Origin of the sequence: Paenibacillus wenxiniae, from assembly GCF_039822605.1 — a bacterium.
In the GTDB taxonomy this organism is placed as follows: domain Bacteria; phylum Bacillota; class Bacilli; order Paenibacillales; family Paenibacillaceae; genus Saccharibacillus; species Saccharibacillus wenxiniae.
The window spans coordinates 40,376-66,594 of record NZ_JBCGUH010000006.1 but is presented as its reverse complement, the minus strand read 5'-3'; the positions used below and the strand labels follow the sequence as shown (position 1 = coordinate 66,594).

18 protein-coding genes are annotated in these 26,219 nt (G+C 45.6%); 7 read left to right on the top strand and 11 right to left on the bottom strand.

Translation table 11 applies throughout. The features are described 5' to 3' along the window. Positions 1–144: 144 nt before the first annotated feature. The gene (locus tag AAHF22_RS12670) at positions 145–1,026 is read right to left on the bottom strand and encodes a carbohydrate ABC transporter permease (protein WP_347325386.1); all 882 of its coding nucleotides are present in this window, start codon (positions 1,024–1,026) and stop codon (positions 145–147) included. 159 nt (positions 1,027–1,185) lie between these two features. Continuing rightward, entirely contained in the window at positions 1,186–2,157 is a 972-nt protein-coding gene (locus AAHF22_RS12665) for an ABC transporter permease (protein WP_347325385.1), read from the bottom strand. A gap of 394 nt (positions 2,158–2,551) precedes the next feature. Between AAHF22_RS12665 and AAHF22_RS12660 the strand changes: the two genes are divergently transcribed. The 3 genes from AAHF22_RS12660 (at position 2,552) to AAHF22_RS12650 (ending at position 7,811) form a co-directional block, all read left to right on the top strand. Further along, complete coding sequence (locus AAHF22_RS12660) at positions 2,552–3,619, top strand: LacI family DNA-binding transcriptional regulator (RefSeq protein WP_347325384.1); 1,068 nt, start codon at positions 2,552–2,554, stop codon at positions 3,617–3,619. A gap of 1,030 nt (positions 3,620–4,649) precedes the next feature. Continuing rightward, complete coding sequence (locus tag AAHF22_RS12655; protein ID WP_347325383.1) at positions 4,650–5,237, top strand: biliverdin-producing heme oxygenase; 588 nt, start codon at positions 4,650–4,652, stop codon at positions 5,235–5,237. A gap of 36 nt (positions 5,238–5,273) precedes the next feature. After that, positions 5,274–7,811, top strand: a complete 2,538-nt coding sequence (locus AAHF22_RS12650; protein WP_347325382.1) for a diguanylate cyclase domain-containing protein — start codon at positions 5,274–5,276, stop codon at positions 7,809–7,811. A gap of 570 nt (positions 7,812–8,381) precedes the next feature. Here the strand turns inward: AAHF22_RS12650 and AAHF22_RS12645 are convergent. Continuing rightward, on the bottom strand, positions 8,382–9,029 hold the full coding sequence (locus AAHF22_RS12645; protein WP_347325381.1) for a hypothetical protein: 648 nt from the start codon (positions 9,027–9,029) through the stop codon (positions 8,382–8,384). Between the two features lie 203 nt (positions 9,030–9,232). Between AAHF22_RS12645 and AAHF22_RS12640 the strand changes: the two genes are divergently transcribed. Further along, entirely contained in the window at positions 9,233–10,159 is a 927-nt protein-coding gene (locus AAHF22_RS12640) for a dipeptidase (RefSeq protein WP_347325380.1), read from the top strand. 190 nt (positions 10,160–10,349) lie between these two features. On the opposite strand, the gene AAHF22_RS12635 is transcribed toward AAHF22_RS12640, so the two are convergent. The 6 genes from AAHF22_RS12635 to AAHF22_RS12610 form a co-directional block, all read right to left on the bottom strand. Beyond that, the gene (locus AAHF22_RS12635; protein ID WP_347325379.1) at positions 10,350–10,679 is read right to left on the bottom strand and encodes a DUF3139 domain-containing protein; all 330 of its coding nucleotides are present in this window, start codon (positions 10,677–10,679) and stop codon (positions 10,350–10,352) included. Between the two features lie 169 nt (positions 10,680–10,848). After that, positions 10,849–12,564 carry an ABC transporter ATP-binding protein gene (locus AAHF22_RS12630; protein ID WP_347325378.1) on the bottom strand — a complete coding sequence of 572 codons (1,716 nt, stop codon included), beginning with the start codon at positions 12,562–12,564 and terminating at the stop codon, positions 10,849–10,851. 321 nt (positions 12,565–12,885) lie between these two features. After that, positions 12,886–13,119 (bottom strand): hypothetical protein, encoded by a 234-nt coding sequence (locus tag AAHF22_RS12625; protein WP_347325377.1) that lies wholly within the window; start codon positions 13,117–13,119, stop codon positions 12,886–12,888. A 497-nt stretch (positions 13,120–13,616) separates the two neighbouring features. After that, a complete protein-coding gene (locus AAHF22_RS12620; RefSeq protein WP_347325376.1) occupies positions 13,617–14,612 on the bottom strand; it encodes a Gfo/Idh/MocA family protein in 996 nt (331 codons plus the stop codon). Between the two features lie 423 nt (positions 14,613–15,035). Continuing rightward, the gene (locus tag AAHF22_RS12615; protein ID WP_347325375.1) at positions 15,036–16,541 is read right to left on the bottom strand and encodes an alpha-glucosidase/alpha-galactosidase; all 1,506 of its coding nucleotides are present in this window, start codon (positions 16,539–16,541) and stop codon (positions 15,036–15,038) included. A 639-nt stretch (positions 16,542–17,180) separates the two neighbouring features. Next, positions 17,181–18,152: a helix-turn-helix transcriptional regulator gene (locus AAHF22_RS12610; RefSeq protein ID WP_347325601.1), complete on the bottom strand. Its 972-nt coding sequence runs from the start codon at positions 18,150–18,152 to the stop codon at positions 17,181–17,183. Between the two features lie 288 nt (positions 18,153–18,440). Between AAHF22_RS12610 and AAHF22_RS12605 the strand changes: the two genes are divergently transcribed. Continuing rightward, a complete protein-coding gene (locus AAHF22_RS12605; RefSeq protein WP_347325374.1) occupies positions 18,441–19,631 on the top strand; it encodes a stalk domain-containing protein in 1,191 nt (396 codons plus the stop codon). 119 nt (positions 19,632–19,750) lie between these two features. Then, positions 19,751–20,944, top strand: a complete 1,194-nt coding sequence (locus AAHF22_RS12600) for a stalk domain-containing protein (protein ID WP_347325373.1) — start codon at positions 19,751–19,753, stop codon at positions 20,942–20,944. A 295-nt stretch (positions 20,945–21,239) separates the two neighbouring features. Here AAHF22_RS12600 and AAHF22_RS12595 read toward each other — a convergent pair whose 3' ends face one another. After that, positions 21,240–22,670: an NAD-dependent malic enzyme gene (locus AAHF22_RS12595; RefSeq protein WP_371834062.1), complete on the bottom strand. Its 1,431-nt coding sequence runs from the start codon at positions 22,668–22,670 to the stop codon at positions 21,240–21,242. A 432-nt stretch (positions 22,671–23,102) separates the two neighbouring features. Further along, entirely contained in the window at positions 23,103–23,975 is an 873-nt protein-coding gene (locus tag AAHF22_RS12590) for a LysR family transcriptional regulator (protein ID WP_347325371.1), read from the bottom strand. A 565-nt stretch (positions 23,976–24,540) separates the two neighbouring features. Between AAHF22_RS12590 and AAHF22_RS12585 the strand changes: the two genes are divergently transcribed. Beyond that, the gene (locus tag AAHF22_RS12585) at positions 24,541–25,449 is read left to right on the top strand and encodes a DMT family transporter (protein WP_347325370.1); all 909 of its coding nucleotides are present in this window, start codon (positions 24,541–24,543) and stop codon (positions 25,447–25,449) included. Positions 25,450–26,219 lie beyond the last annotated feature (770 nt).

The following is a 26,219-nucleotide window of genomic DNA, read 5'->3' as shown; positions in this document are numbered from 1 at the left end:
CTATTGCACAGGTAAACTGTGATGCATATGTGAAGCTTCGTCTACGAGTCAGACTCCTATCTCCCCAAAACCATGTCCGTTCTTCTATAAAATAATGCCTATTCGAACACAGTAAGGCTTATTTCAGCTCCAACACAGTAATACTTATTTGAGCGAGCCGACCATCACGCCTTTTTCAAAATACTTCTGGAAAAATGGATACATGACTAATAGCGGCAGACTGGAGATCACAATCGATGAATATTTGATCATTTCCGACAGTCGTTTCAGCTCTGCCATCGCCTGTTGGTCACCGATCATGCCCGGTGCCGCCTGATTCTGGATCAAAATGGAACGCAGTACGAGTTGCAGTGGGAACAGCTTGGAATTTTCCAGATAGATCATCGCATCAAAGTACGAATTCCATTGTCCAACAAAGGCATACAGCGCTAGCACGAACATAATCGGCTTGGACAGCGGCAATACGATTTTGGTGAAAATGATTCGGTCAGACGCACCATCCACATTCGCCGCTTCCTTCAACTCACGTGAAATTCCTTTAAAAAAAGTACGTGCCAGAATGATATTCCACACATTGACTGCGCCCGGAATAATTAGCGCCCACGGCGTGTTGAGCATACCTAGCTCGCGAATGAGCAGGTACGTAGGAATGAGTCCACCCCCGAAAAAGAGCGTAATGAGCAGCAGCGTCATTACCGTGCGTCGTCCGATGAGCGAATCGTCTGCGAGCGCATAACCTGCCCCAATCGATACCAGTACCGTAATGATCGAAAACGCCGCCGCATACCAGACGGAGTTGAAAAACCCACGAATCATCGCTTCATTGCTTAAAATTTTGCGATACCCTTCCAGACTCCAATCGCTCGGATGAAACGACAATCCGCGATTAAGTAGCACAGTCGGGTCCATAAACGAAGCGATGATAATATAACCAAATGGAATGACTACCACCAGCACCGCCAGTATGAGAAACAACTTCATACCGACCAGCATGAACCGATCAAATGGCGAATTTTGAATTAGCATACGTATTTCATCCTTTCCTGAATACATGCAGCGATCGCATCAGCATAAGGGCAAGTAAGATTGCGTTTCCCTAATAGGAGCGCTCTTCGCTGCTTTTGTGCCATAAAGTCATTCCATAACGTCCTTCAAGCTACTCCAGCCAGCTTTTAAAAAATGGATTTAATACAGCCCTTGATTGTCGTTCAGTTTCTTCACTATCAGATTCACGCCGATCAGCAGCACTACATTAATGAGTGAGTTGAACAGTCCAACGGCGGCGGAATACGCATAATCGCCGGATTGCAGACCGATCTTGTACACATAAGTCGCAATAATCTCGGAGGCTGGCAGATTCATCGACGTTTGTAACAAATACGCCTTTTCAAAGCCGATCGACATGATACCGCCTGCTGCCAGGATGAACACGATGGCCATAATCGGTTTGATCGTCGGCAGATCGATATGCCAGATACGTCGTAGCAAGCTGGCTCCGTCCAGACTGGCAGCATTGTGCAGCTCTGGATCAACATTGGCAAGAGCTGCTACATAGATGATCGATGCCCAACCTGCCGTTGCCCAAATGTCCGATAAAATGTACACCCAGCGGAAATATTCGGGATCGGTCATAAACATAAGCGGCGCTCCGGTGATCCAGCTCACGATCTGGTTGATCGGTCCGGTCGGCGACAGGAAAATAAACAACATCCCAGCAATAACGATCACCGATACAAAATTAGGCGCGTACAGAAACAGTTGAATATTTTTCTTGATGCCGCGGCGGCGAATTTGATTGAGCATCAGTGCCAGTAAAATTGGAATGGGAAAGCCGCAGATCAATCCATACGCACTTAATTTAAGCGTATTCATAAAAATCGTTTCAAAATTCGGTGAAGTTAGAAATTTCTCAAAATGTTTCAATCCGACCCAATCGCTATTCCAAATGCCGCGAATCGGGCTAAAATCTTTGAATGCGATAATCGCCCCGTACATCGGGCCATACTTGAATATCAGTGTCAGCAGGAGCGCGGGTGTAAGCAGCAAATACAGAAATCGATTTTTCTTCAGCTGTGCCCATCGTCCTTCGCTGGTACGACGCTCATGCAGCAGCGTTCGTCCGGTATGCCGTTTGCCTGCTTTGGCGGAGCTTTCCATTCAGGTTCCCCCATTTCATTGTGATTGGTAATGATCTGGCTACAAATGTCTGTTGAAAAAGCAGCGATTGCATGTATAAGTAATCGCTTACATAATTGCTTTGAAAATAAATTGGACTGCCCTGTGCACCTGCTTTGTCCATCGATCCTATTCATTTGTCGCTTTTTTCATTTACAATTTAACAAATCTATTGTTCATATGTCAATATAAAATGTAAAAATAAAGATGCAAAAACGATTTTCATTACTGTTCATTTGCACAATTTATATTTACATTTGTACATCAATAATTGCTTTTGTCTGTAAACTGCTTTATATTCAAACTATGCAATGGGATGAGCGATCGAGTATGATCCCTGCTTTCTTATCCCAACAATACAAAGGTGGATACGGACATGACCCGAGAAAAAATAACGATTCAACATATTGCCGATGCACTGGGCATTTCACGCAACACCGCCTCCAAAGCGCTTAATGACCATCCTTCGATTCCGGCTGAAACCCGGCAAAAAGTCATTCAAAAAGCCATTGAGCTTAAATACAAGCAATTCGCTTATATGGAAACCGACAGTCTGTTATCACGGCAAACCGGCAATATCGCGCTGCTGACGACCAATATGCCGAATACGTCGCATTTTGGCTCTGCCCTGATCAGCGGGTTGGAGAAACGGATCAGCTCTGAAGGCTATAATCTATCGATCCATATCGTGCGTGACGATGAACGGGATGCGGGTAAATTGCCCAACAATTTTGACAGTGCTGCTGTGGATGGCATTGTTTGTATCGAGCTTTTTGATGCCGCTTACAGTGAAATGATTACCCGTATGGGCATTCCGGCGATCTTTATTGATTGTGCAGCGACTACCGATTATTCCAGCTTTCAAGCGGACGTATTATTGATGGAAAATGAACACAGCATTTACCGGCTGACGACACAACTGCTGGATAGCGGTTACGAAAAAATCGGCTTTGTCGGTGATCGCCATCATTGTAAAAGTTTTCATGAACGCTGGCTCGGCTACCGCCGTGCACTGTTGGAACAGGAGATCGAATTTGATCCGGCGCTATGTATTATGGACGATGATCGGTACTTTATTTTTGAATCCGATTGGATGGAACGACGGCTGGAGCAGTTAGATCGATGGCCGCAGGCGTTTGTATGTGCCAATGATTTTATCGCTGTCCGGCTCATGAAGGCACTAAAAACACGTGGATTGTCGCTACCGCGCGATATCGGCATCACTGGCTTTGACGATGCTAATGAATCGCGCATTGTGGAGCCGCATCTGACGACCGTGCACATTTTCAGTAGCGATATGGGTGTGCGTGCAGCGGAAATGCTACTTTCCCGCATTCGTCATCCACAGCAGCCATATTATACGGCTCATATGCAAACTCATGTGCTCGTTCGCGATTCCGCTCCAGCACTGAACGAATCGGCAGGACTAGTATCGCCATCGTAGGGCGTCGCAGCCTGGTTTTGCTAGGCATTAATCACTCTAGGAAGAAATAAGGGGGCGGATTCCGGTCTCGCACAGGAATCTACGGAGTGGGAGGAAGTTGTAAATTCCCGCGCTCAAAGGTTGTCCTTACCCTTATTTCCTTCCCTACGTTCCGTGCAGCTTACATCCATACGATTCTGCCTCAATGCCCTAATTTAGTATCTATTATTTAATTATCTTCAATAGATTGTTATAAGCTTTTTGATTGTTGATTTTCGCTGTACATGTGTATAGCAAACTAGTTCTATGACCTTTCATACAAACTTGTATCATGAGCGTGTATATAAATTGCTACTATAAACTCACGAAAGTCATGCTACAACATGGCATTACGAATTGCACTGCGGACTTGCATTGCGATCTTATATTACGGATGTATACGATGAATCTATATGTAAAAACTCAATCGATAAACGTACTTACATTCTGAGCTAAAGTAAACTACGATATGCACACACCAAACTAAGCCAACCGCCCCACTGCTCCGAATCAGATGTAATCAATCTGCCGGAATACGAAGCGTTTGGCTTATTACTGTACAATCGCCTCATGACTCCGTGGTCACTTTCATGGAAATAACTTCAAAAAAAGCAGGTCATTTCCGATCATTTGCGTTTACTTTCATTATATGGTAAGTTCTGCTACACACCCCGTATTGATTACTAATTCCATCCAATTTTTATTGGATTTACGCTGTTCTTTGCTTGATTGAAGAATTGAATAGTTAAAACTGTACTATTACCTAGCTCGGTTAGCATGATAAAATAGACTATGGCTCTTTTTGTCATTGTTATTGCAAATGCTCGCATCACTCTACTGCAAACGAAGTGCGTAGATGTCGATTTGCCGATATGTTTACGATACCCTAACGATTAGTGGAAAATGCTGAACGGAAAAGAAAACGATTCCTTATGCAAACAGGCGCTTTTCGATCTTCTTCCAACCGTTTATTATGAACGTAACCACCTTGATCAGTAAAGGATGATTGACGATGAGTACCGAAATTTTAGAACGCCTACGTGTAGATACCGCTGATGCCCACCAACAGATTGAAAATAATGTATACGCTCGTTCTATGATGGACAAGAGCATGACTTTAGCTCAGTATACGAATTATTTACAGCTGTTTTATGGCTTTTTAAAGCCGCTTGAGCAACAAGCGATTCATTCTGGCTTACCTGTGGCGCTTGGACTCAATATGGATATTCGCGGTAAAACAGCGCTACTCGAACGCGATCTGCTTCATCTCGGATTAACGCAGGAACAGCTGTCACAGCTTCCGCTGTGCACCGATCTGCCTAATATTTCGACGGCAGAGCGTTTGATTGGCTGCTTTTATGTGATCGAAGGCTCGACACTGGGCGGTCAGATCATTACGAAGCAATTAATGAAATTTCTGCCAGTAGAACCGGAAGCGGGCATTTCTTATTTTAATGGATATGGTCCGCATACACGTGATCAATGGCTCAGCTTCCGCGAACTTATTTTACAACACGGTCAGTCTGATGAAAGTCGACATGAGATCGTTCAATCTGCACGCGACACCTTCACTTTGCTCCAACGATGGATTAATGCATAATGTAACGCACAACATGAGAATGGAGGCCCATCTTATATGGCTGAGGCAAATAACAATCAGCAGCTCAATCGTACGCTGCTGACAGATGGAAACTTCATTACAAGCGAACCGATCGATTTGACCAATTGCGATAAAGAACCGATCCATATTCCGGGACGGATTCAGCCGCATGGTGTGTTGCTTGCCGTCACTCGTGATAGCGAGCACAAAATCGTGCAATGCAGTACCAATACCGATGAATTATTAGGTCGTTCTTCCAATGAACTGCTCGGTCAACCACTGGAATCTGTCATTGGCGAAGAGCAATTATTTTCGCTAATTAGTGGTGACCTGACGGCGGAAGCCACATCCGATCTGCAATATATCGTGATCCATGTGAATGTACGTGGCGAGATGATCGAGTTCTATGCTGTTCTCCATGAAAGTGAAGGCTTGATTATTATTGAAATGGAATGCCCTGCTGAAGACGAGTCCATGATCAGCAATGAATTTGAATGGATTCAGACGTTTTTTGGTCGTGTGAAGCAAACGAGCAGTCGTGCGGAGGCGAGTCAAGCTGCTGCCGATCAGATTCGGGAAATGCTTGGTTATGATCGTGTTATGGTGTACGAATTCGATAGTCAATGGAATGGGAAAGTAATCGCCGAGGCGAAACAGGCAGGGTTGGAGCCTTTTCTAGGACATCATTATCCAGCGTCTGACATTCCGAAGCAAGCGCGCGAGCTATACTTACGTAACTGGCTTCGTCTGATCGTCGATGTGAACTACACTCCTGTAGAGATTGTTCCAACAACCCAGCCTGTTACCGGTCGACCGCTTAACTTGAGCCTGTCGGTATTACGCAGTGTATCTCCACTGCATATTGAGTACCTGCACAATATGGGCGTGGGCGCTACGATGACGATCTCGCTCATTCATAACAATCAGCTATGGGGATTGATTACCTGTCATCATTATTCACCTAAATATGTTTCTCATCGTAAACGCAATTTATGTAATTTTCTCGGTGCGTTTTTCTCAAACGAGCTGTATCAAAGACAACAACTGGACGATTACGAATCCGAGCGGCAGCTGCGCAAAACCGCTTTGCGAATTGCCAGCATCTTCACTGGCAGTATGAACTCGATTCGTGTCGCTGAACAGCTGCATGATGAGGAACATAACTTACTTGCACTTATGAGTGCATCCGGTGTAGCTGTCAGCTATCAGGATAAATTGCTGTTGTATGGTACGACACCAGAGCCTGGACAGGTGCGTGAACTGGCAGGCTGGATGGGTAGTCGCTCGCGCGATTACATCTACTCTTCATCCCGACTCAGTCTGGAATACGAGCCAGCCAGGGCGTATAAAGCCAAAGCATCCGGTGCATTGTATCTGGCGATTTCGCCAGGTTTGCAAAACTATATTATCTGGTTCCGTCCCGAAGTGCTGCAAATTGTAGAATGGGCTGGCGATCCAGCGAAGGCAGTCATTCAAGAAAATGACGGCTTCCGCCTGTCTCCACGGAAATCATTTGAAAAATGGCGTCAGGTGGTGCAATCGACTTCCTTCCCGTGGCAACCGAAAGAATTGAATATTTTGCCTGAGCTGAAAGCGATCGTACACCGCCAAACGGAAAATCAATTGCGTGAGATGGAGGAGCAAGCCTTGCAGGATGCTCGCACATTACGACGTAATGAACAGCGTTATATTCAATTGATGGAAATGTCACCGGTGGCATTTTTCACGCTGACTCATCGCAATATTATTTATTGCAATCATGAGGCGGCGGTATTGCTCGGCAAAGAAACAAGTGAAGAATTGAACGGACTCGACTTCCTACAATTTGTGCAGGATGAGTTTAAAGATGATATGACATATTATTTGAGCCAGCTGGAGCAAAATCTAATTCATATGATCTCTAACAACTCCTGCTTCAAAAATACATCCGGCGATTCGCTCAAGTTGGAAATTACGCTCGCAGCGATCAGCTATGCAGGTCAACCTTCTGTGATGATCATTGCGCGTGAATCGACGCAGGATATGGGAATCTCAGAAGCGTATAGCATTATGAGCGACCAGCTGCAAAACTATATGGCAACAGACCCACTCACCGACATGCCCAACCGAATGGCGTTTGAGAAAAAGCTGATGGATAACTGGTATATGGCGATTCAGGAAAATCAACTGATGTCCCTGCTGTTGATCGATATTGACGATCTGCGTGAATACAATGCGATTCACGGACTGAACGGCGGTGATCTGTGCGTACAATGGGTAGCTGACGTATTAAATGTGACCAGTTCACGCTATGATGCCGAGATTGCACGCTTCAGTGGTGGTACATTTATGTTACAAATTCGTGGCAAAGATAAAGATAGCGTCGTTCAACTGGCTGAGGATATTCGTAGCAGTGTAGTAGCGCTACAAATTCCTACTGGCACCTCATCAGATAGCGATTTTATTACGGTGAGTGTCGGTGGCGTGATGATGATGCCTGATCCGCTCGTGCATCCAACTGACCTGATTTTGCGCGGCGAAGAAGCGCTGATGCAAGCGAAAGAACTCGGTAAAAACCAGGTCGCTTTTTTATAAGTAGCGTGCTTTTTTTATAACTTTTTATTATCTGTATGTAGGATTGTATGATAGAGTGCTTTTTGTATGTGTGGGATAGCATGAAATTGTAGTCGTGCCTATGTTTATGACGATGCCTATACATCTGATAGATCAAAGTAAATGAAAAGGTGCACCGGAGATAGCCTATTGGGCTGTTCGGTGCATCTTTTTGTTGGATGGTGTACGTACATTGTTTTGGCTGGAGCAGACATCATGCTAGCAAGGAATAAGGGGACGGACTCTGGTCTCGTATAGGAATTTGTAGAGTGGAAGCTTATTGTGGTTTGTCGTGTTAGGAGATCGCTAACACTAGAACAGTACGATATTTTGCTTCGCAAAAATCCTTTTTTATTGTACCTCGTGTTAGAAGATCGCTAACACTAGAGCAGTGCGATATTTTGCTTCGCAAAAATCCTTTTTTATTGTACCTCGTGTTAGGAAATCGCTAACACTAGAACCCATCCTTATTTTCTTCCCTGGCGAAGTGCTGGTTACACCTATACGAGTTTGCGGACATGCCCTGGCATGAGCGTCTATTCTTCTTTTCTGCTATTCGCGATAGTAGCTACCTACCATATGGAGCTGCTTCGATTTGACGATGCGAAATGGATACAGATAGCCGTGCCGCAACTTACGCTTTCCCTTGCCCCATATATCGATACCGGATGTGAATCGATACGCTTGATCGATAAATTTGGAGCAATAATTATGCTCGATATCGTCCATTCTCGTATACAGCCGATATGATTTTACCTCATGCACATGCTTTTCCGCCCATACGGCTGCTTGCATTCCAGCTTCCTCATGACGAGCGCGAAAGACGATAAACCGATCGCCCTTGTAAAATCGCTTCACATACCATTCTACCGTATCGGAAAATACCGGCCCAAATGGATGCACATGATACACTCTACCATCGCTTCCAATAATGCCCATATGACCAGCATAATACGTCGATTCTGAGCTTGGCGTATACACAATATCACCAGGCACTAAAGGAATCTCGCGCATGCGTGACACAGGCAAATCCTCCTCCTGTCGCCGGACAGCAGCACGTCTACGCGGTGCCTCCACCAGTGCACGGTGAAATACGCCTGCTATCGCCAGATACACCTCTGCCCATTTGATATGTCCATCCTGATCGCGATCGAGCAGCGTCTTGATAAATGACCGAATACGCCCTTTCTTCTTTTCCATCGTACACCTCAATCTTATGGCAGCCTGCCCTTATCCATGTTATCGCTCACGATAGGCAGGCATTGCGTTCTAAAATGGTTCACCTTCTCTATAGATTACCCACAGCTCACCTGTACTTTATCTATGCAGTGGCGTATGATGTAAAGTAATTTTATGGCCTTTGCTACATAAGAAGCAAATTCATACGGAAAGGAACGATAACGATGCATATTTTCGATCTTCATTGTGATGCACTATACAAAATCGCGGACGCCAAAGGAACGCTCAGCTATACGGATGCACCAGAGCTGGATACGAACTATACTCGTCTGCAAGAAGGCGACGTTCGGATGCAAGGCTTTGCCATTTTCGTCGACCCGGAGCTACCTGATCCACTGCGCTTCCAAAATGCACTTGATCAGGTTCATTATTTCTATGACGAAGTGCTGGGCAAACACCCGAATATGATACATATTACCGATTGGTCAGACATTGCCGCACTACAGCCCGGACAGATTGGAGCACTGCTAACATTAGAAGGCGTTGATCCGATCGGTAACGATCTGAAAAAGATGAATATTTTGTATCGGCTCGGTGTACGTTCGGTCGGGCTAACGTGGAACTTCGCCAATCTAGCAGCAGATGGCGCACTGGAAGAACGTGGAGCGGGGCTGACTGCGTTCGGACGTGAGCTGGTAGCGATGTTTAACCGCAATCGGATATTGACCGATGTGAGCCATCTGTGCGAGCGCTCGTTCTGGGATGTGCTGGAAGTAGCACAGTATCCATTCGCTTCGCATTCCAATGCACGCGCAATTTTCGATCATCCGCGTAACCTGACAGACGAACAGGCAAAAGCGATGTTTCAGCGAGATGCGATGATTCATGTCGTATACTGTCCGTATTTTATTAGTGAATCCGAACCGGTAAGTATTGCTGATCTGTTGCGGCATATCGATCACTTCTGCTCACTCGGCGGTGTGCAGCATATTGGACTTGGCTCTGATTTTGACGGAATTGCCTATCATGTGCAGGGTCTGGAGCATGCCGGACAATCGCAACATGTAATCAATGAGCTGCTCAAGCATTATAGCGAGGAACAGGTGCGTGGATTTGCGCATGGTAATTTTTTGCGGCATTTGCCACGGTAGGAATGAACTTATTGCGGTAAAAATAATTTCATATCGATGTTACTGTCGTCTATAAAAAGTTCATATAAAAAGTTCATATAAAAACTCATGTAAACGTCCATATAAAAGCCCTACATCCGCCTTTTAACTCAACTGGTGTAGGGCTTTGGCATTTCATGGTATGCCACACTAAATTTTCAAAACATCGTTCTTATTGCTGTACACCTTCCCAATGTTTAAACTTCCCTCCTTTTTGGATCACATCTTCATTGGGGAAAATTTGAACCCACTGCCCTACACCACGATCGGTATACGTATATGTTCGATCAGGCTCATCTTGAAACGTGACATACATCGGAAATGTCGGTAATTTTCCTATGTGCGTATCTATATTTAAAATGTCTGAAGCAGCCACTTTTTGCTGATGAACCAGATAATCTCTTAAACCTTCTTTTAAATGGTGTATCTTAAACTGTACACCCGCAAACAAAATGACCATGATACCTACACATATCATAAGTGCCCACCAGCGTTTTTTCACACCGATTCTCCTCAAAAAGCAAATTGTATTTTTAAATAGATTGACGTTGTAGATCCATGTCAACTTCCAATGATATGTAGCCTAAAAATTAAAACGAACCTTACTAACTCCTATCGAATTAGCAAGGTTCGTTTGGACGATCTACTGTTCTATCCTAACGATTTAAAACTCAAGCGCCAAACTGTGCTGCATGTAAGCGTGCATAAGCACCACCTGCTCCAATCAACTCATCATGTGCGCCCTGCTCGGCAATGCCTTCCGGTGTAACGACGATAATACGGTCGGCATTTTTGATCGTCGCCAAACGGTGGGCAATGATCAGCGTCGTGCGTCCGACCGCCAACTCGTTAAGCGATTGCTGAATCGCTGCTTCTGTTTCGGTATCGAGCGCAGATGTCGCTTCATCCAAAATGAGAATCGGCGGATTTTTCAAAAACATACGTGCAATCGATAGACGCTGCTTCTGCCCACCGGACAGTTTCACTCCGCGTTCGCCGATAATCGTATCCAGTCCTTCTGGATACGACTGGATTAGTGTTTCCAGTTGTGCGCGGCGTGCCGCCTGCCAGACTTCATCCTCGGTCGCATCCAGCTTACCATAGGAGATATTTTCGCGAATCGTTCCGTCAAACAGGAACACATCCTGCTGCACGATCCCGATCTGTGTACGTAACGACGATAAGGTCATCTGGCGCACATCCATGCCATCGATGCTAATCTCTCCGCTCTGAATATCATAGAAGCGCGGCAGCAGGCTACACAATGTCGTTTTACCCGCACCAGACGGCCCAACTAGTGCGACCGTCTCGCCTGCCCGAATATCCAGATCGATATCATTTAAAATAGGCTCTTTACCTTCATAGCCGAATGTTACGCCACGGTAACGAATCGCTCCTTTGAGCGGAGGTGCAGGCACCGCACCTGGCAGATCGTGAATCTCGGTATCGGTATTTAGCAATTCCTCATAACGGCGAAAGCCAGCGATGCCTTTTGGATACGTTTCAATGACAGCGTTCAATTGCTTGATCGGCGTCAGGAATACATTCGACAGTAAGACAAAGGCAATAAAGTCACCATACGTCATGCCACGCTCCAGTACGAACCATGTACCACATACGAGCGAGAACAACGATACAAATTTGATCAAAATATAGCTAATCGACGAGTTCCACGCCATAATACGGTACGCCATCAGCTTTGTGCGACGAAAACTACCGTTATCGGTAGCGAATTGAGCAATCTCATGATCTTCATTCGCAAAGGCTTGTACAACACGCATACCGCTCACATTGTTCTCCACACGCGCATTAAAGTTCGCGATATCACCAAACAATTTGTTGAAAGCACGCGACATTTTGCTACCAAAGAAGATCGACAAATAAATCATCAATGGAATAATAATAAATGTGAGAATCGCCAACTCCATATTCAGATTAGCCATCAAAATAAACGCACCGATCAGCGTCATAATCGCAATAAACAAATCCTCTGGTCCGTGGTGAGCAATCTCGCCGATATCCATCAGATCGCTCGTCATACGCGAAACGAGATGCCCTGTTTTCGCATTATCGAAAAAGCGAAACGGCAACCGCTGAATGTGATCAAACAGCTTTTTGCGCATATCGGTTTCGATATTAATGCCTAGCTTATGCCCCCAGTACGTCACAATATATTGCAAAATCGAGCTAAGCAAAAAAATACCGAACAAGCCTGCACATGCCCATAAAATAATCGACCAGTCTCCACCGGGCAGCAAATCATCGATCACTCGCTGCACCGCAATCGGAAAAGCTAACTCCAACAGCGCCGCAACAACCGCACAGCCAAAATCCAGTATAAACAGTCCTTTATACGGCCTGTAATACGCAAAAAAACGACGTAGCATATGTATTTCCCCCTCTTTTACCGCCATATTTCATAAGCTTATTGTAGACGGTGATCCAGCTGCTTGATCCGATCCTACAATCGGACTCAGGCGCAAGGCGGCGCTGAATGAACAGTCGATGATAGCATGGACTGTTCATTCAGCGCCGCTTCTGTACGGGAATAGTATAGCATCTTTATTTTAAAATGAGAACGATTATCAATTAAATAATTCCCATATATTATGGATCGCTTGCACAGTTCGTGTTAGCTGTCGTGTTATCCCTTCATATCGTGCGCCTATAGTGTTGCAGTACAGCCCTGTCAAACTTTTATGGCACGCTTACATAAATGCACGAATAAAATAAATGACCGGCACAGCTACAACGTAAAACATCGTAAACGAAATGCGCTGTGTGCGTGGCAAGGTCAGCAGCCCGATAACGATCCCAGCTGTTAATAACACCATACCAGACAATACCGCTCCTCTCGTATGAAACAGAACGTACACCGCTACCGCCGTCATAACAAGCAGCCAGCTTACCCATTTGTACATCGTATTGTTTACCAATGTCATGTCGATACACCTCGCTTGGAATAATCGATTATCGTCTGCTGAATGGAATGACTGCCCTGACTTAAACGATCTGCATGTTTCGCATGCTCATTGGACAGTGTCCGCTTAACATGCAGCAGTTTGTAAAATTAGGTTAGAGCAATGTTAAGCCACGCAGAGTCTACTATGTATATCAACCGATTTAGGTGAGGTGTATCAAAGAATGTACATATTATTTGAAATTTTTTTGTGTGTAAAAATAGGAGTGGTGATCCAGGAAACGGTAGTGGCATGTAGCAACTGTTCATGCAAGTAATACGATGAATAAGGAAATAATCTGAAGTGGGGCATATGAATCTACAAATGAGAACGTGAAGGTAGATTTCCAGGCGCCAAGATTTCTTACCGCAGCTGTAGTGGACTATACACAAAAGCAGCCTGCTGATAGCAGACTGCTTCGTTTGAACGGGTTGTGTGATATGCCATGATATCACTTCATAGCGTCACTTCATTTCATATTATTCCCACGAATATTTAAAGCCCCATTGTTCGCGTAGCTGGTCGAGAATACGCATAATCGCCAGCGATTCATCCAGTGGCATCATATCGCTTTCCAGTTTGCCCTCCAAAATAAGGCGGCCGGCTTCTTCAGCTTCAAAAGCATAGCCTTCACACTCGCGGTCATCGGTGAATGTTTCGACTTTTTCGCCTTCTACGTATAGGGAAGCTTCGCGGCTGAATAGGAATTGCGGGATATGGATATAGCCTTCGCTGCCGTGAATATAAGCTTCATTCGGTAGCAAAATGCGGATCGAACCGTTTAATGTGGCAGTGCGTCCGCCAGAGTAGCCGAGAATGATCGAAAATTGCTCGTCTACGCCAGTTTTGCCCATATGAGCAGTGCTTAGAATCTGTTCCGGTTGTGCACCGAAGATCATCGAAGCGAATGATACCGGATAGATCCCCGTATCCAGTAAGGCGCCGCCGCCCAGTTCAGGATTGAGCAAGCGATGTTCCGGTTCCCAGGGCATACGGAAGCCAAATTCCGCCTTCGTTAATAAAACTTCACCGATCCGTCCATCATGAATCCATTCCTGCACTTTGCGCAGTGGGGGCAGGAAGCGCGTCCACATGCCTTCCATCAGGAATAGCTTTTTTTCACGAGCAAGCGCGATCATTTCCTCCAGCTCACCCGCATTGATCGTAAATGGCTTTTCACACAGTACATGCTTGCCTGCATGCAACGCTTTGAGCACATTGTCTTTATGTAACGGATGCGGCGTACCGACATAAACTGCATCTAGTTCAGGGTCTGCCAGCATGTTGTCGTAATCATCATAGGCGCGGCTCATCTTGTATTTTTGTACAAAAGCTTCCGCACTTTCCATACTGCGCGAGCTAGCTGCATAAGCGATACCATTACTCGTAAACGGTAAATCTGCGATAAATTTGTTGGAAATACCGCCGGTGCCGACGACTCCCCAGTTTAGCTTACGTTCATTCGGTTGAGACATATTGCATAACCTCCTGTCGAAATTCATCTCATGTAACTATTCACCATTATACCCACCTATCAAGCGTAAAGGTTTGAATTGCACGTGTATAGCACAATTCTGATCGGTTATATCATATATTTGCGCTCCACAGGCAAACAGGCGGATCACATGCTCATAATCGAGCAATGGATACGCCTGTTAGTTAGGAATGGTTATAACTTTTACTGGGATGGAAATCAACCATTTACCGTGGAGCATGAGTTTCTATTTATGCTGTAGGTCTATTTCTATCTATGGTTTGTATCTATACTGTCAGTCAATAATATAGAGCGTATACTGCAATATTGCATCGAATCGCGCTCAGCACCAAATCGTGTGCAGGTTGGATTCCATTTTAAAATGATTTTGATCCCAATTAGCAATTGTGTACGCCCATCCATATCACTTCTGAATTTTCTCGCGTTCTTTACCTTTGTCGGCTTCCCCTGCGTTGCGGCTTGCAGCCTCACGGTCTTGCTGCATTTCTTCGACTGTTTTCACATGTTGGCGCGTAGTGCTTGTGTATTCACGAGCTGGCAGCAGTGGCCCTTCCTGCAAACGCTGCTTCGCGGCTGCAATCGCATCAGCATATTGTGGCAGCCACTCTTCACCTGCGACCAGCATCTCATCGACCATTTGCCAAATTTCCGGTGGATTGCATACAGCGCCAACGAGCGGATCCATCATGAACGCCTGGCGCAGCAATTTATCGTCGCCATGCACAGCAGCTTCAACCGCCAGACGCTGAACCGAAATGCTCACATTACAGACCGCAGCCGGACCGAGCGGAAGCGCGCCCACATGTGGCATCGAAATACCGTTACGATCCACATAACCCGGTGCTTCAATCACGGCATCATCCGGCAGATTACTAATGATACCGCGATTGATCGTATTAAAGTGTCCACGGTATACGCGCCCTGTTTCCAGTGCCTCGATAATGTACGAACCATGCTCCTCGCTACGCTCCTCTGCGGCAAAGCGCTTTGGCTCTTCTTTCATCCAGTTTGGGAAATCGGTCTCAAACCAGTTGCGACCTTCGGTACACACACGCAAGTAGCCGCCTGTCTCCCCATTAATCCAGCTATTCGTATCGATCCAATCTGCAACCTCTTCCGGACGCTTACGATACCACGGTACGTATTCACTCAGATGACCATTCGATTCTGTACTGTAATAACCAAACCGTCGTAGCATATCAATGCGTACCTTTTCCGTGCGACTGTATTCGGGATGCTGCTGAAATGCGTCCAGCAGTCCCTCGGTCAGATCGCGCCCTTTATGCGAAGCTTTGATATACCATGTCTGATGGTTAATGCCTGCACAAACGATATCTACATCCTGTTTGTCCAGACCGTATACGTCCGCAATCTGATGATGACCATGCTGCACACCATGACAGAGTCCTACCGTCCGCACGCCTCCATACGTATTGCACGCCCATGTCAGCATCGCCATCGGGTTCGAATAATTAAGCAGCAGCACATCCGGCGCAGCCACTTCACGAATATCACGGCAAACGTTTAGCGCCTCCGCAATGCCGCGCTGACCGTACATAATGCCGCCAGCTGACAATGTATCGCCTACACATTGATCCACTCCATACTTAAGCGGAATATCGATATCGGTCGCAAACGCTTCCAGACCCCCTACCCGAAACGTACAAATAACATACCGAGCATCCTGAAGCGCCGCCCGTCGATCGGTTGTCGATTGAATCGTAATATTCAGTCCATTTTCCGTAATATCGCGCTGGCATAACTGTGTAACCATATCTAAATTATGCTGAGAAATATCGTTAAAAGCGATCTCAATACTGGCAAACTCCGGCACAGCGAGTAAATCCCGTAATAGTCCACGTGTAAAACCGATACTTCCTGCTCCAATAAATGCTACTTTAAATGACATCGTGAGCACCCTCCATCACTAGTTATTATTTTGAGACTTCGTACAATATGCTCAACTCAGGTTTGTAGAGATCAATAATAATCGATCGATTGCCTGCCGCTTTCTTTGCTCCATCCATTTTGTTTTAAATCGACGATATCGAACAAATCAAGCTGTATATCAAGCATATTAAGTAATAACTTAACTACTTTTATTGTAAAGGAGATCAAAAATAAAGCGTTATCAATATCATCACCAGTTCACATTATAGTTGTACAAAATCCTAACCTGAATGATCGAAAGTTATAGATGCTTTACACATTACAAATATCAAAAAAGCACCGCTGCATGCTTATTCGGTGCTTACTCAGTACTTATTCAGTGCTTGTTCAGTGCTTACTCAGTGCTTACTCAGTACTTGTTCAGTGCTTACTCAGTGCTTACTCAGTGCTTGTTCAGTGCTTACTCAGTGCTCGCTCAGTAGTGATTCAGTGCTTATTCGAGCTATTCCATGCTTGCTCATCACTTATCCCCTGTATATTCATATTTCTTTAACTACTGCTTTATCGCTTGTTCAATTTACCTTCAGTCCTCCGTATTGGTTTCACTGCTACTCCATACTTATTCTGTCATGACCAGGCAATGCAATAACGACTATGATCACGGTTCAGACAGCTCGTCCGACACATGATCCCATTGGGTCCGTTCCATCGCTGTTCGATAATCCGCAGGGGTCTGTGACGTATGCTTTTTGAATAACAGGTGAAAATATTGCCGACTCGATACGCCGACATAATCGGCAATTTCGGCAATCGGGATATCAGTGCTACCCAGCAGCATCATAGCCTTTTCCATACGTAATGTGTTTAAATAATCGGTCGGTGTCGTCTCCATATGTTTGCGGAATACGCGGTGCAGATAACCTGGATGCACATTCACTGCGGCAGCGATCTGCTCCATGCGGATGCTACGATCATAATTTTGCCGCATAAATTCGATACTGTGCCGCACATAGCGTTCGCTTTGTGACAGACGACTTTGCTCATGTTCATGCCATAGTCTGGCGATACGTACAAGTAACTGGGCAAACAACAGCTCACTTAGCATCGAGTTCATACTACGCTGATCCAGCTCCAGCACGAGCGACTTGAGCGTGTAATACACCTCTTCTGGGTCGGAGAGTACCATATACTGCTGCGGTTGACCGATCCAGGCTGCTAGATCCGTCTCCTGACGAGCAAGCTGCTGGAGGATCGTCGTGTCTGACGGATGGATTGACTCATGTGGTGGAACGTGAAGCTGTAAGCCAAACTCCAGATTAAGCATTCGGCAGGGCTGTTCACCTACGATCAAGCGATGGGGCACCCCTGCATCGATAACGATAAATTGCCCACGTTGCAGCTCCACCACATCCGTCTGTACTTCATCATGCCGTCTGTCACCTAAAGCGATGGGCAAAGTTGACCGTAACAGCTCAATCCGGCAGGCACCCGCAATCATATACATAATCTCAGTCGAATGATGCTGATGATAGTCCATTTCATACTGTTGCCACTGCTTATAATAATAGGCGTAAAATTGAGGACGATAGCCGCTATCTGCCAGCTGACTGCTATACAAACTCGCACTGATCACTGGTGAGTCTACTTTCCCCCCTGGAGAAGAACGCTGTAAATGATCATGGGCAGCCGTTAATCCAGACTGGTCTGAGCGCCGACTGGCAGAGTGGGTATCGACCGGTTCGGTTTGCAGCCTCGCATGAATATCAGTAGGTTGCGATCGTTTGATATTCATATCGGTTCCTCCCTCTATCTTCCATAATTTGCAACCTTTTAAACGTTATTTCGTCCATACTCATGCAAGCTGTACAAAAATATAGACATATCCTAACGACTTTTAGAAAAGAAGGTGTTTTTATTCGTGTTTAAGAAATCAGCAGCTTCCATCCTACTATCTACAGCCTTATTATGTTCACCACTCGCTACATATCACACCTACGCGGCTGCCAAAAGCGATTATCATTACGAACTTAGCATTGTTGGCGAACCCGCGCCTTATGTGCAACAAGACGATGTGTATATGCATGGTGGCACATTATATGTACAGCTTAATGCGCTGGCAGACCGTTACTGGGTTCAACCTAGCTTCGATGCTACGGGTACACGCGCCGGGTTCAACGGCTGGTTAAAAAAGTTCGCCGTGCGCGATGGCAGTAAAACCGCAATTGTGGACGGCAAGGTCGTAACGATGTCCAAACCAGCCTATTTTAAAAAAGAAAAAGATAACAAGCAGCCTGTCGTCTATGTTCCGTTTCCTTTTGCAATCGAAGCTTTAGGCGGTACATACACAGGATACAATGCCCAAACGAAAACAGTTACCGCTAAAAATATGCAAACTCCCCACGTTATCTATACGACGCATCATGGCATCATGTACGGTGTCGATCAAAACGGTGGTGATGTATTCACATGGGACGGCAAAGGTAAACCCGTGCATATTCTATCTCTTCATCATGATCTGGATTCATGTGGTATCGATGTGGAGACGACGCCGGGCGGATTGTTGCTGATTACGATCGGCAATTCCTATGGTGAGCCGCATCTTAATAGTGAAGTGTATCAGTTCCTATACAAAAACGGAGCACTTATTCGTCAAAATCATGCAGATTACCGCCCTGGTCATACCGATCTGCTGGACAACTATAAAGGCAAAATCATGATGAACGATAGCCACATCTTACGCTTGATCGAAGATGGTAGCGGCAATGTCGTGCAAACGATCGATCTCACCAGGCTTGGCAACAAAGGGACGGATCAGCAATATAGCATTGAAGCGATGGATGACGATATGATGCTGATTCGCAATGCACATGATTTTGAGCTTAGTGTAGCTAATCTTCACACCGGACATAGCGCTGTGCTCTACAAGCAAATTTTATCAGCAAATGAGAAAAAAGATGTGGAATGGTCACTTTCCGGCGCAGATCGCTTTATGGGTGCCGATCGTCTAACGTTCCAAAAACGTGTGGGCAACACACTCTATTTTACATTCGACCCACCAAATGGCGATGCCTCACGAACCGTAACGTATGATCTCAACCAGCTTCGGTAGATATTTTTTCAGTAAATACTCTATTTCAGTAAATACTCTATTTCAGTACATTCTATCTTTTCGTAAATACTCTATTTTAGTTCATACTATACCATTTTATGCGAAAGGATTTGATCCTATTGTTCCATAAGAAATCTTGCACCGCACTACTACTTTCTGCCGCCTTACTATGCACACCGCTAGCAGCCCAGCCGGCTCAGGCAGCTTCGGATAGTAATTACCAGTTTCAGATTATTACAAAAACCAATCAATACTCCAGCGTATATCAAGATGCTGTTTATATGCGTAATGGCACACTGTATGTGCAGCTCAATGATCTGGTTAGTCATTATGGACTTCAAGTTAGCTTTGATTCTACAGGCAAGCGCGCCGGATTCAACGGCTGGTTGAAAAAAATAGGCATACGCGATGGCAGTAAAACAGCAGTGGTAGATGGCAAAATCGTCACGATGAGCCAGCCCGCTTATTTTAAAAAAGAGAAAGATAGCACCGAGCCTGTCGTGTATGTTCCATTCAAATTCGCCGTAGAAGCACTGGGTGGCACCTATGTTGGCTATAATGTCAAAACAAAAGTCGTTACCGCAAAAAATCTGCAAAATTACGATGTTGTCTCTACTTCTTATGACGGTATGACCTATGCGATTGAGAAAAGCGGTGGCCAGGTATTTTCATGGGACGGTAAAGGTAAGCCTGTGAAAATCGCTACTCTTCAAGGTGATCTCGATTGGGTAGACTTTAAAATCCGTATGACGCCAAAAGGGTTGCTGCTCTTTAGCATAAGCAATTCATACGGTGAACCCCATATTAATAGCGAGACGTATCAGCTGCTATTCAAAGATAATAAGCTTATTCGCCAAAATCATGCCGATTTCGGCTGGGGCAGACCCGATCTGATCGATACATACAACGGTCAGATCCTCATGAACGATAGCAAAAAGCTGCGCTTGATTGAAGATGGCACCGGCAATGTCGTGGAAACCATCGATTTGACCAAGCTGGGTAACAAGGGCGCTGATCAGCAATACAATGTGGAGGAAATGGATGCCGATATGATGCTGATCCGTAACAATCATGACTACCAGCTCGCTGTCGTTGATCGCAGTAGCGGTCGGAGTGTTACACTATACAAACAGCTGCTATCCGTTGCTGAACAAAAAGAGATTGAACTGGACAATGGTGGACCAATGGGTAACGGCGACGGACTGACTTATGAGAAACGTGTCGGTAACACGCTGTATTTTACGTTCAATCCGCTATTCACTTCTGGTAAACGCACCGTAACGTATAATCTTGACAAGCTAAGTGGCAGTTAAGTACGTGATCGTCAAGCAAATGATAATAAACTTTTTGATAGACGTGTAGATATTGTGCGGTAAGCGGATTTATTCTGGCATATACTCCGTCAACATCACGCTGGCTTCTTGCTGCAAATCCTATATTACCTAATGTGTCCAATACGCCTATTTCATTCGTACTGCTATTCATACTTCTATGCAATGAATACTCTTACCGCATACGTAACGAATAATAGCCCTTACTTGCTGTTGAACAACAAGTAGGGGCTATTTTGTATCATCTATGATGCATGATCATCATGATTATATACGCTTAACGAAACTCCGGCGGTGTACGACGTGCGACGCCTGTTTTGATCGCCGCTTCGATGACACCACGGCGCACTTCCTGTACGACCTGCTCGTTAAACACACCGGGGATGATGTATAGCTCATTCAGCTCATCTTCTTTAACAACCGATGCGATCGCACGAGCGGCAGCGACTTTCATCTCTTCGTTGATCGTCGATGCACGGCAATCGAGTGCACCACGGAAAATACCCGGGAAGCACAGTACATTGTTAATCTGGTTCGGATAATCACTGCGTCCGGTTGCAAGCACACGTACATGCGGCTCCGCCACTTCCGGATCGATCTCAGGATCAGGATTCGCCATCGCAAATACGATCCGATCATCTGCCATCGTATGCAGATGCTCTACCGTAAGCAGACCCGGACGGGATACGCCCACGAATACGTCCGCATCACGGATCACATCGCTCAGGCTACCACGTTCCTGCTGCGGGTTACTATGAGCCGCAATCCAGTTCCACATCTCATGTGCATATTCCTCATCGCGCACCAGTGCGCCTTCTTTATCGACAGCGATTAGATTTTGCGCACCTGCGGATAGCAGCATTCGCACACAGGCTGCACCGGCTGCACCAATACCGAGCACGACAATCTTCGCCGTTTCCAGCTGTTTGCCGACGATACGCAGTGCATTCAGCAAACCTGCCAGCACAACAACAGCGGTTCCGTGCTGATCATCGTGAAATACCGGAATGTCCAATTCTTCACTCAATCTGCGCTCAATCTCAAAGCAGCGTGGTGAACTAATATCTTCCAGATTAATGCCGCCAAACGCAGGCGCCATCCATTTTACGGCTTGAATAATCTCTTCCGTATCTTTCGTATTCAGGCAGATCGGAAAAGCATCTACTTCGCCAAACTGCTTAAACAGCATCGCTTTACCTTCCATAACCGGCATCGCTGCTTCAGGCCCGATATCGCCAAGTCCGAGCACAGCCGTACCATCGGATACGACCGCAACCATATTGCGTTTAACGGTCAGTGAAAATGCTTTTTGCCGATCCTCATGAATCGCCATGCACACTTTGGCTACGCCTGGCGTGTATACATGTGACAGATCCTCACGGTTTTTTACGGGAGACTTGGGCTGAACTTCGATCTTACCACCCAGATGCGCCAGAAACGTGCGATCGGATACGTTGACAACTTTGACTCCTGATAGTGCTCCGACAGCCTGTAACATGCTCTCGCGTACATTTTCCGGCAAATTGATTGTAAGGTCGCGTGTTGTGCTTTCTGGACTGGCATGGATAACGTCAATCGCGACCACATCGCCGCCTGCTTGACCGATTGCACCTGCCACTTCACCAAAACTCACCTGTGCTTTGTCCATTTGTAAACGCATAATCATGCTTGTTCCAAGAGCCATCGTTATACCTCCTGCAAAATACATTTTTGATTAACAGATCACCTGCACAACCGCTACTATGTATCCTGATGCCTACGGCAGGTCATCCTTACATGCTTTTTAAAATAACGCTTACATTGGAAGACGGACTTTATTATAACATAGTTTGTGACCAAATAAACGCAGTCGAACAGTCGGAAATGGAAGATTGGGATTGGCTCTATTCGTTATATAGATCATTCAATGATAAAAAATAATTCAGCTAACCTCTATTACATCCTCTGTACTTGTTTTTCTAGGTTTATGGGTTTATGGGTTTATGGGTTTATGGGTTTATGGGTTTATGGGTTTATGGGTTTATGGGTTTATGGGTTTCTATGTCTGTGAGTCTGTAAGTCTGTAAGTCTGTGAGTTTCTATGTCTTCGTGATCTCAGCGTGAAACCGATCTCTATCTCTAACAATATTATCCCTACCTGTTAATCAGGCTTTACCCATGCTTCTACATATTGCAAAAAACGCCGGGTTGCTGGAGATGCCTTTGACATCGATTGTACCGCAAGCCCTAGCGAACGAAAAGCAGGCTGTTCCAGCTCCAGCATACCCGCGTTATGATCGCGTCCCTGTAGTACCAGCTCCGGCAAAATGCTAATACCAAGTCCATTTTCGACCATCGCGATAATCGCATAATCATCACCCAGCACAAAATGTACATCTGGCGTAATACCATTATGCTCCAGCACACGCCTTACATCATAGTCCGAGCCTTCACGTGGCATAATGAATGCTTCTTCTGCAATGCGTGCTAATGGAAAATGTGCCTCATGCCGTAATGGATGATCCGGTGGCACAATGACGAGCATTCGATCCTGTCGTAACGGCAAAATGTCAAAGCTGCTTTTCGCCGGCAACGTCATAAAGCCGCAATCAATCTCACCAGCCGCAAGCCAATCCTCGATCTCCTCATAATCGCCTTCCATGAGCCGAAAACCAATGCCTGGATAATCGCGCTGAAAATCTTTGATCATTCCCGGCAACCAGTGTACAGACACGCTTGTAAATGTACCGATGCGAATCACGCCGGCAGTTAAGCCGTGAATCGATGATACAACCTGTTTGAGCTGTTCGTTCCAGTTGACCGTTTCACGCATCGGTGGCAGCACTTGTTCTCCATTCGTCGTCAACCGAACACCAGAGCGATCACGCAGTAATAACGGGAACCCGAATTCCCGTTCCAGACCATGAATAATATGACTAACCCCGGATTGCGTGAAGCCTAGCTCCTCCGCTGCACGGGTCAGACTTCCCAGCTCGACCACTTTGAGCAATACTTCATATTTATGAATACTCAACCATTGCACGCTCCTTCGTATACTTTCAACCTTGCCGTACCGTTCCAACCTTACACCGCACTTTTACACCTATACTGTAATTCCACACTGGCACTGCCCTTCTAACCTGCACTATAGTTCCACACTTGCACTGCGCTTCTACACCTGCACTATAATTCCACACTTGCACCGCACTTTTACACCTGCACTATAATTCCACACTGGCACTGCCCTTCTACACCTGCACTATAGTTCCACACTGACACCGCACTTTTACACCTGCACTATAATCCCACACTGGCACTGTCCTTCTACACCTGCACTATAGTTCCACACTGACACCGCACCTTTACACCTGCACTATAATTCCACACTTGCACCGCACTTTTCTACTTCATATTGCACTTCCTTACTATCCGTACACTCAAGTATTACCATTACATTTGTTCATGTATTCCATTACAAACATTCAATATGCTTGTATCTATAATGTACTATACTGATTTCATGATTTCGTTACTAGCATGAATTCGGAACATGCCGATAGCGATAAATAAGGATACGATCGTAAAGGATGGATTGAATTATGAAACAATCACGAGCCGACCTGTTGATTTTCACGGTCACGCTCTGCTGGGGCTCGTCCTATTTATTTATGAAAATGGGCATGGACTCGCTCAGCCCATACAATCTGATCGCTTTACGCTTCGGATTGGCGTTTATTTTAACGGCGTTGATCTTCTTTCGTCAGCTACGGCATCTGGACTGGCGCACGACCGGTTATGGCGCGCTGCTTGGACTATGCCTGTTTGGTGTGTTTGCTTTTATTATGTTCGGACTGCAAACCACCTCGACATCCAACGCTGGATTTCTGGTCAGCTTAACGGTTATTTTTGTACCCATTTTGTACTGGCTGCTCTTTCGGCGCGCACTGGCTGGAAAACAGATCGCTGGCGTGCTACTTGCCGTGCTCGGCATTGGATTATTGACGCTGAACGGGCAACTTGCGATTCATTCTGGTGATGCGCTATGTATTCTGGCGGCGATTTGTTATGCTGGCTATATTTTGATTACCGGAGCGGCGGCAAGACTGACAAGAAGCACGCTCAATCTGGGGATTATGCAGCTTGGTTTTGCCGGATTGTATGGCTTAATCTTCTCGCTGATCTTCGAGACGCCTACGTTACCCCATACGGGCGATGGCTGGCTTGCGGTACTCGCATTAAGCGTCGTATGCAGTGCATTTGGCTTTGTCGTGCAGCCGATTGCTCAGAAGTATACAACGCCGACCCGCACCGGACTGATCTTCTCGCTGGAACCGGTATTTGCGGCGCTGTTCGCTTACTGGTTTCAGCATGAAATGTTGTCGGTTAAAGGCTATATCGGTGCAGGGCTTGTTCTTATCGGTGTAATAGTGTCGGAGTGGAAACTTAAACCCAAAGCTACAAAGCGCGCTACAACGCCGCAAGAAGTACCTAAAGTTTCACCGTTGTGATTGATCATGAGGTTTGGATGCAGGTGCTGTTGGCCAGGATGCCAAATCGACAACGATGGCTGCCTGAACAGCAATGATAACGATAACAGTGTATTCATTTGCCAGGTTACCAGATCGATAACGATGCCCAACTTGATGATGACATGCTATCTGTATGGGACAATCGCATACGAGTATCAGCGATTTATGTGCCGCTTCATTTAGATAGGGAGACAGCAACACAGAATATCGCTTCTATGTTCATGACAGAAGATTGAAGTATATGTATAAAATACAATCAAGCCGCTGTGTCCTTCTCCTGTAGAGATGAGGAACACAGCGGCTTTTGTGTGGTGATTTTTATTGTAGTGCAGTTGTAATCAAAGGGATGCAGCTCTGGGGATCGTAGTGTATCTGTGATTAGGGTAGCTTAGTTATGGCTGTTGTAGTGCAACTGTGGTTATTATAGTTTATCTACTATTATTGCAGTATGGCTAGCGTAACTATCGTCCAGCTATTGTTAATGCACTGCGATTAGCATAACTATCGTCCACTATTGTTAGTACACTGCGATTAACGTAACTATCGTCCACTATTGTTAGTGCACTGCGATTAGCATAACTATCGTCCACTATTGTTAGTACACTGCGATTAACGTAACTATCGTCCACTATTGTTAGTGCACTGCGATTAGCATAACTATCGTCCACTATTGTTAGTACACTGCGATTAACGTAACTATCGTCCACTATTGTTAGTGCACTGCGATTAGCATAACTATCGTCCACTAT

Excerpts from the sequence above, each read along its gene's own strand:
- AAHF22_RS12620 (WP_347325376.1), bottom strand. The coding sequence starts at position 14,612 with ATGTCTCAACCGAATGAACGTAAGCTAAACTGGGGAGTCGTCGGCACC.
- AAHF22_RS12650 (WP_347325382.1), top strand. The coding sequence starts at position 5,274 with ATGGCTGAGGCAAATAACAATCAGCAGCTCAATCGTACGCTGCTGACA.
- AAHF22_RS12615 (WP_347325375.1), bottom strand. The coding sequence starts at position 16,541 with ATGTCATTTAAAGTAGCATTTATTGGAGCAGGAAGTATCGGTTTTACA.
- AAHF22_RS12645 (WP_347325381.1), bottom strand. The coding sequence starts at position 9,029 with ATGGAAAAGAAGAAAGGGCGTATTCGGTCATTTATCAAGACGCTGCTC.
- AAHF22_RS12630 (WP_347325378.1), bottom strand. The coding sequence starts at position 12,564 with ATGCTACGTCGTTTTTTTGCGTATTACAGGCCGTATAAAGGACTGTTT.
- AAHF22_RS12660 (WP_347325384.1), top strand. The coding sequence starts at position 2,552 with ATGACCCGAGAAAAAATAACGATTCAACATATTGCCGATGCACTGGGC.
- AAHF22_RS12625 (WP_347325377.1), bottom strand. The coding sequence starts at position 13,119 with ATGACATTGGTAAACAATACGATGTACAAATGGGTAAGCTGGCTGCTT.
- AAHF22_RS12670 (WP_347325386.1), bottom strand. The coding sequence starts at position 1,026 with ATGCTAATTCAAAATTCGCCATTTGATCGGTTCATGCTGGTCGGTATG.
- AAHF22_RS12640 (WP_347325380.1), top strand. The coding sequence starts at position 9,233 with ATGCATATTTTCGATCTTCATTGTGATGCACTATACAAAATCGCGGAC.
- AAHF22_RS12655 (WP_347325383.1), top strand. The coding sequence starts at position 4,650 with ATGAGTACCGAAATTTTAGAACGCCTACGTGTAGATACCGCTGATGCC.
- AAHF22_RS12665 (WP_347325385.1), bottom strand. The coding sequence starts at position 2,157 with ATGGAAAGCTCCGCCAAAGCAGGCAAACGGCATACCGGACGAACGCTG.
- AAHF22_RS12595 (WP_371834062.1), bottom strand. The coding sequence starts at position 22,670 with ATGTATTTTGCAGGAGGTATAACGATGGCTCTTGGAACAAGCATGATT.
- AAHF22_RS12585 (WP_347325370.1), top strand. The coding sequence starts at position 24,541 with ATGAAACAATCACGAGCCGACCTGTTGATTTTCACGGTCACGCTCTGC.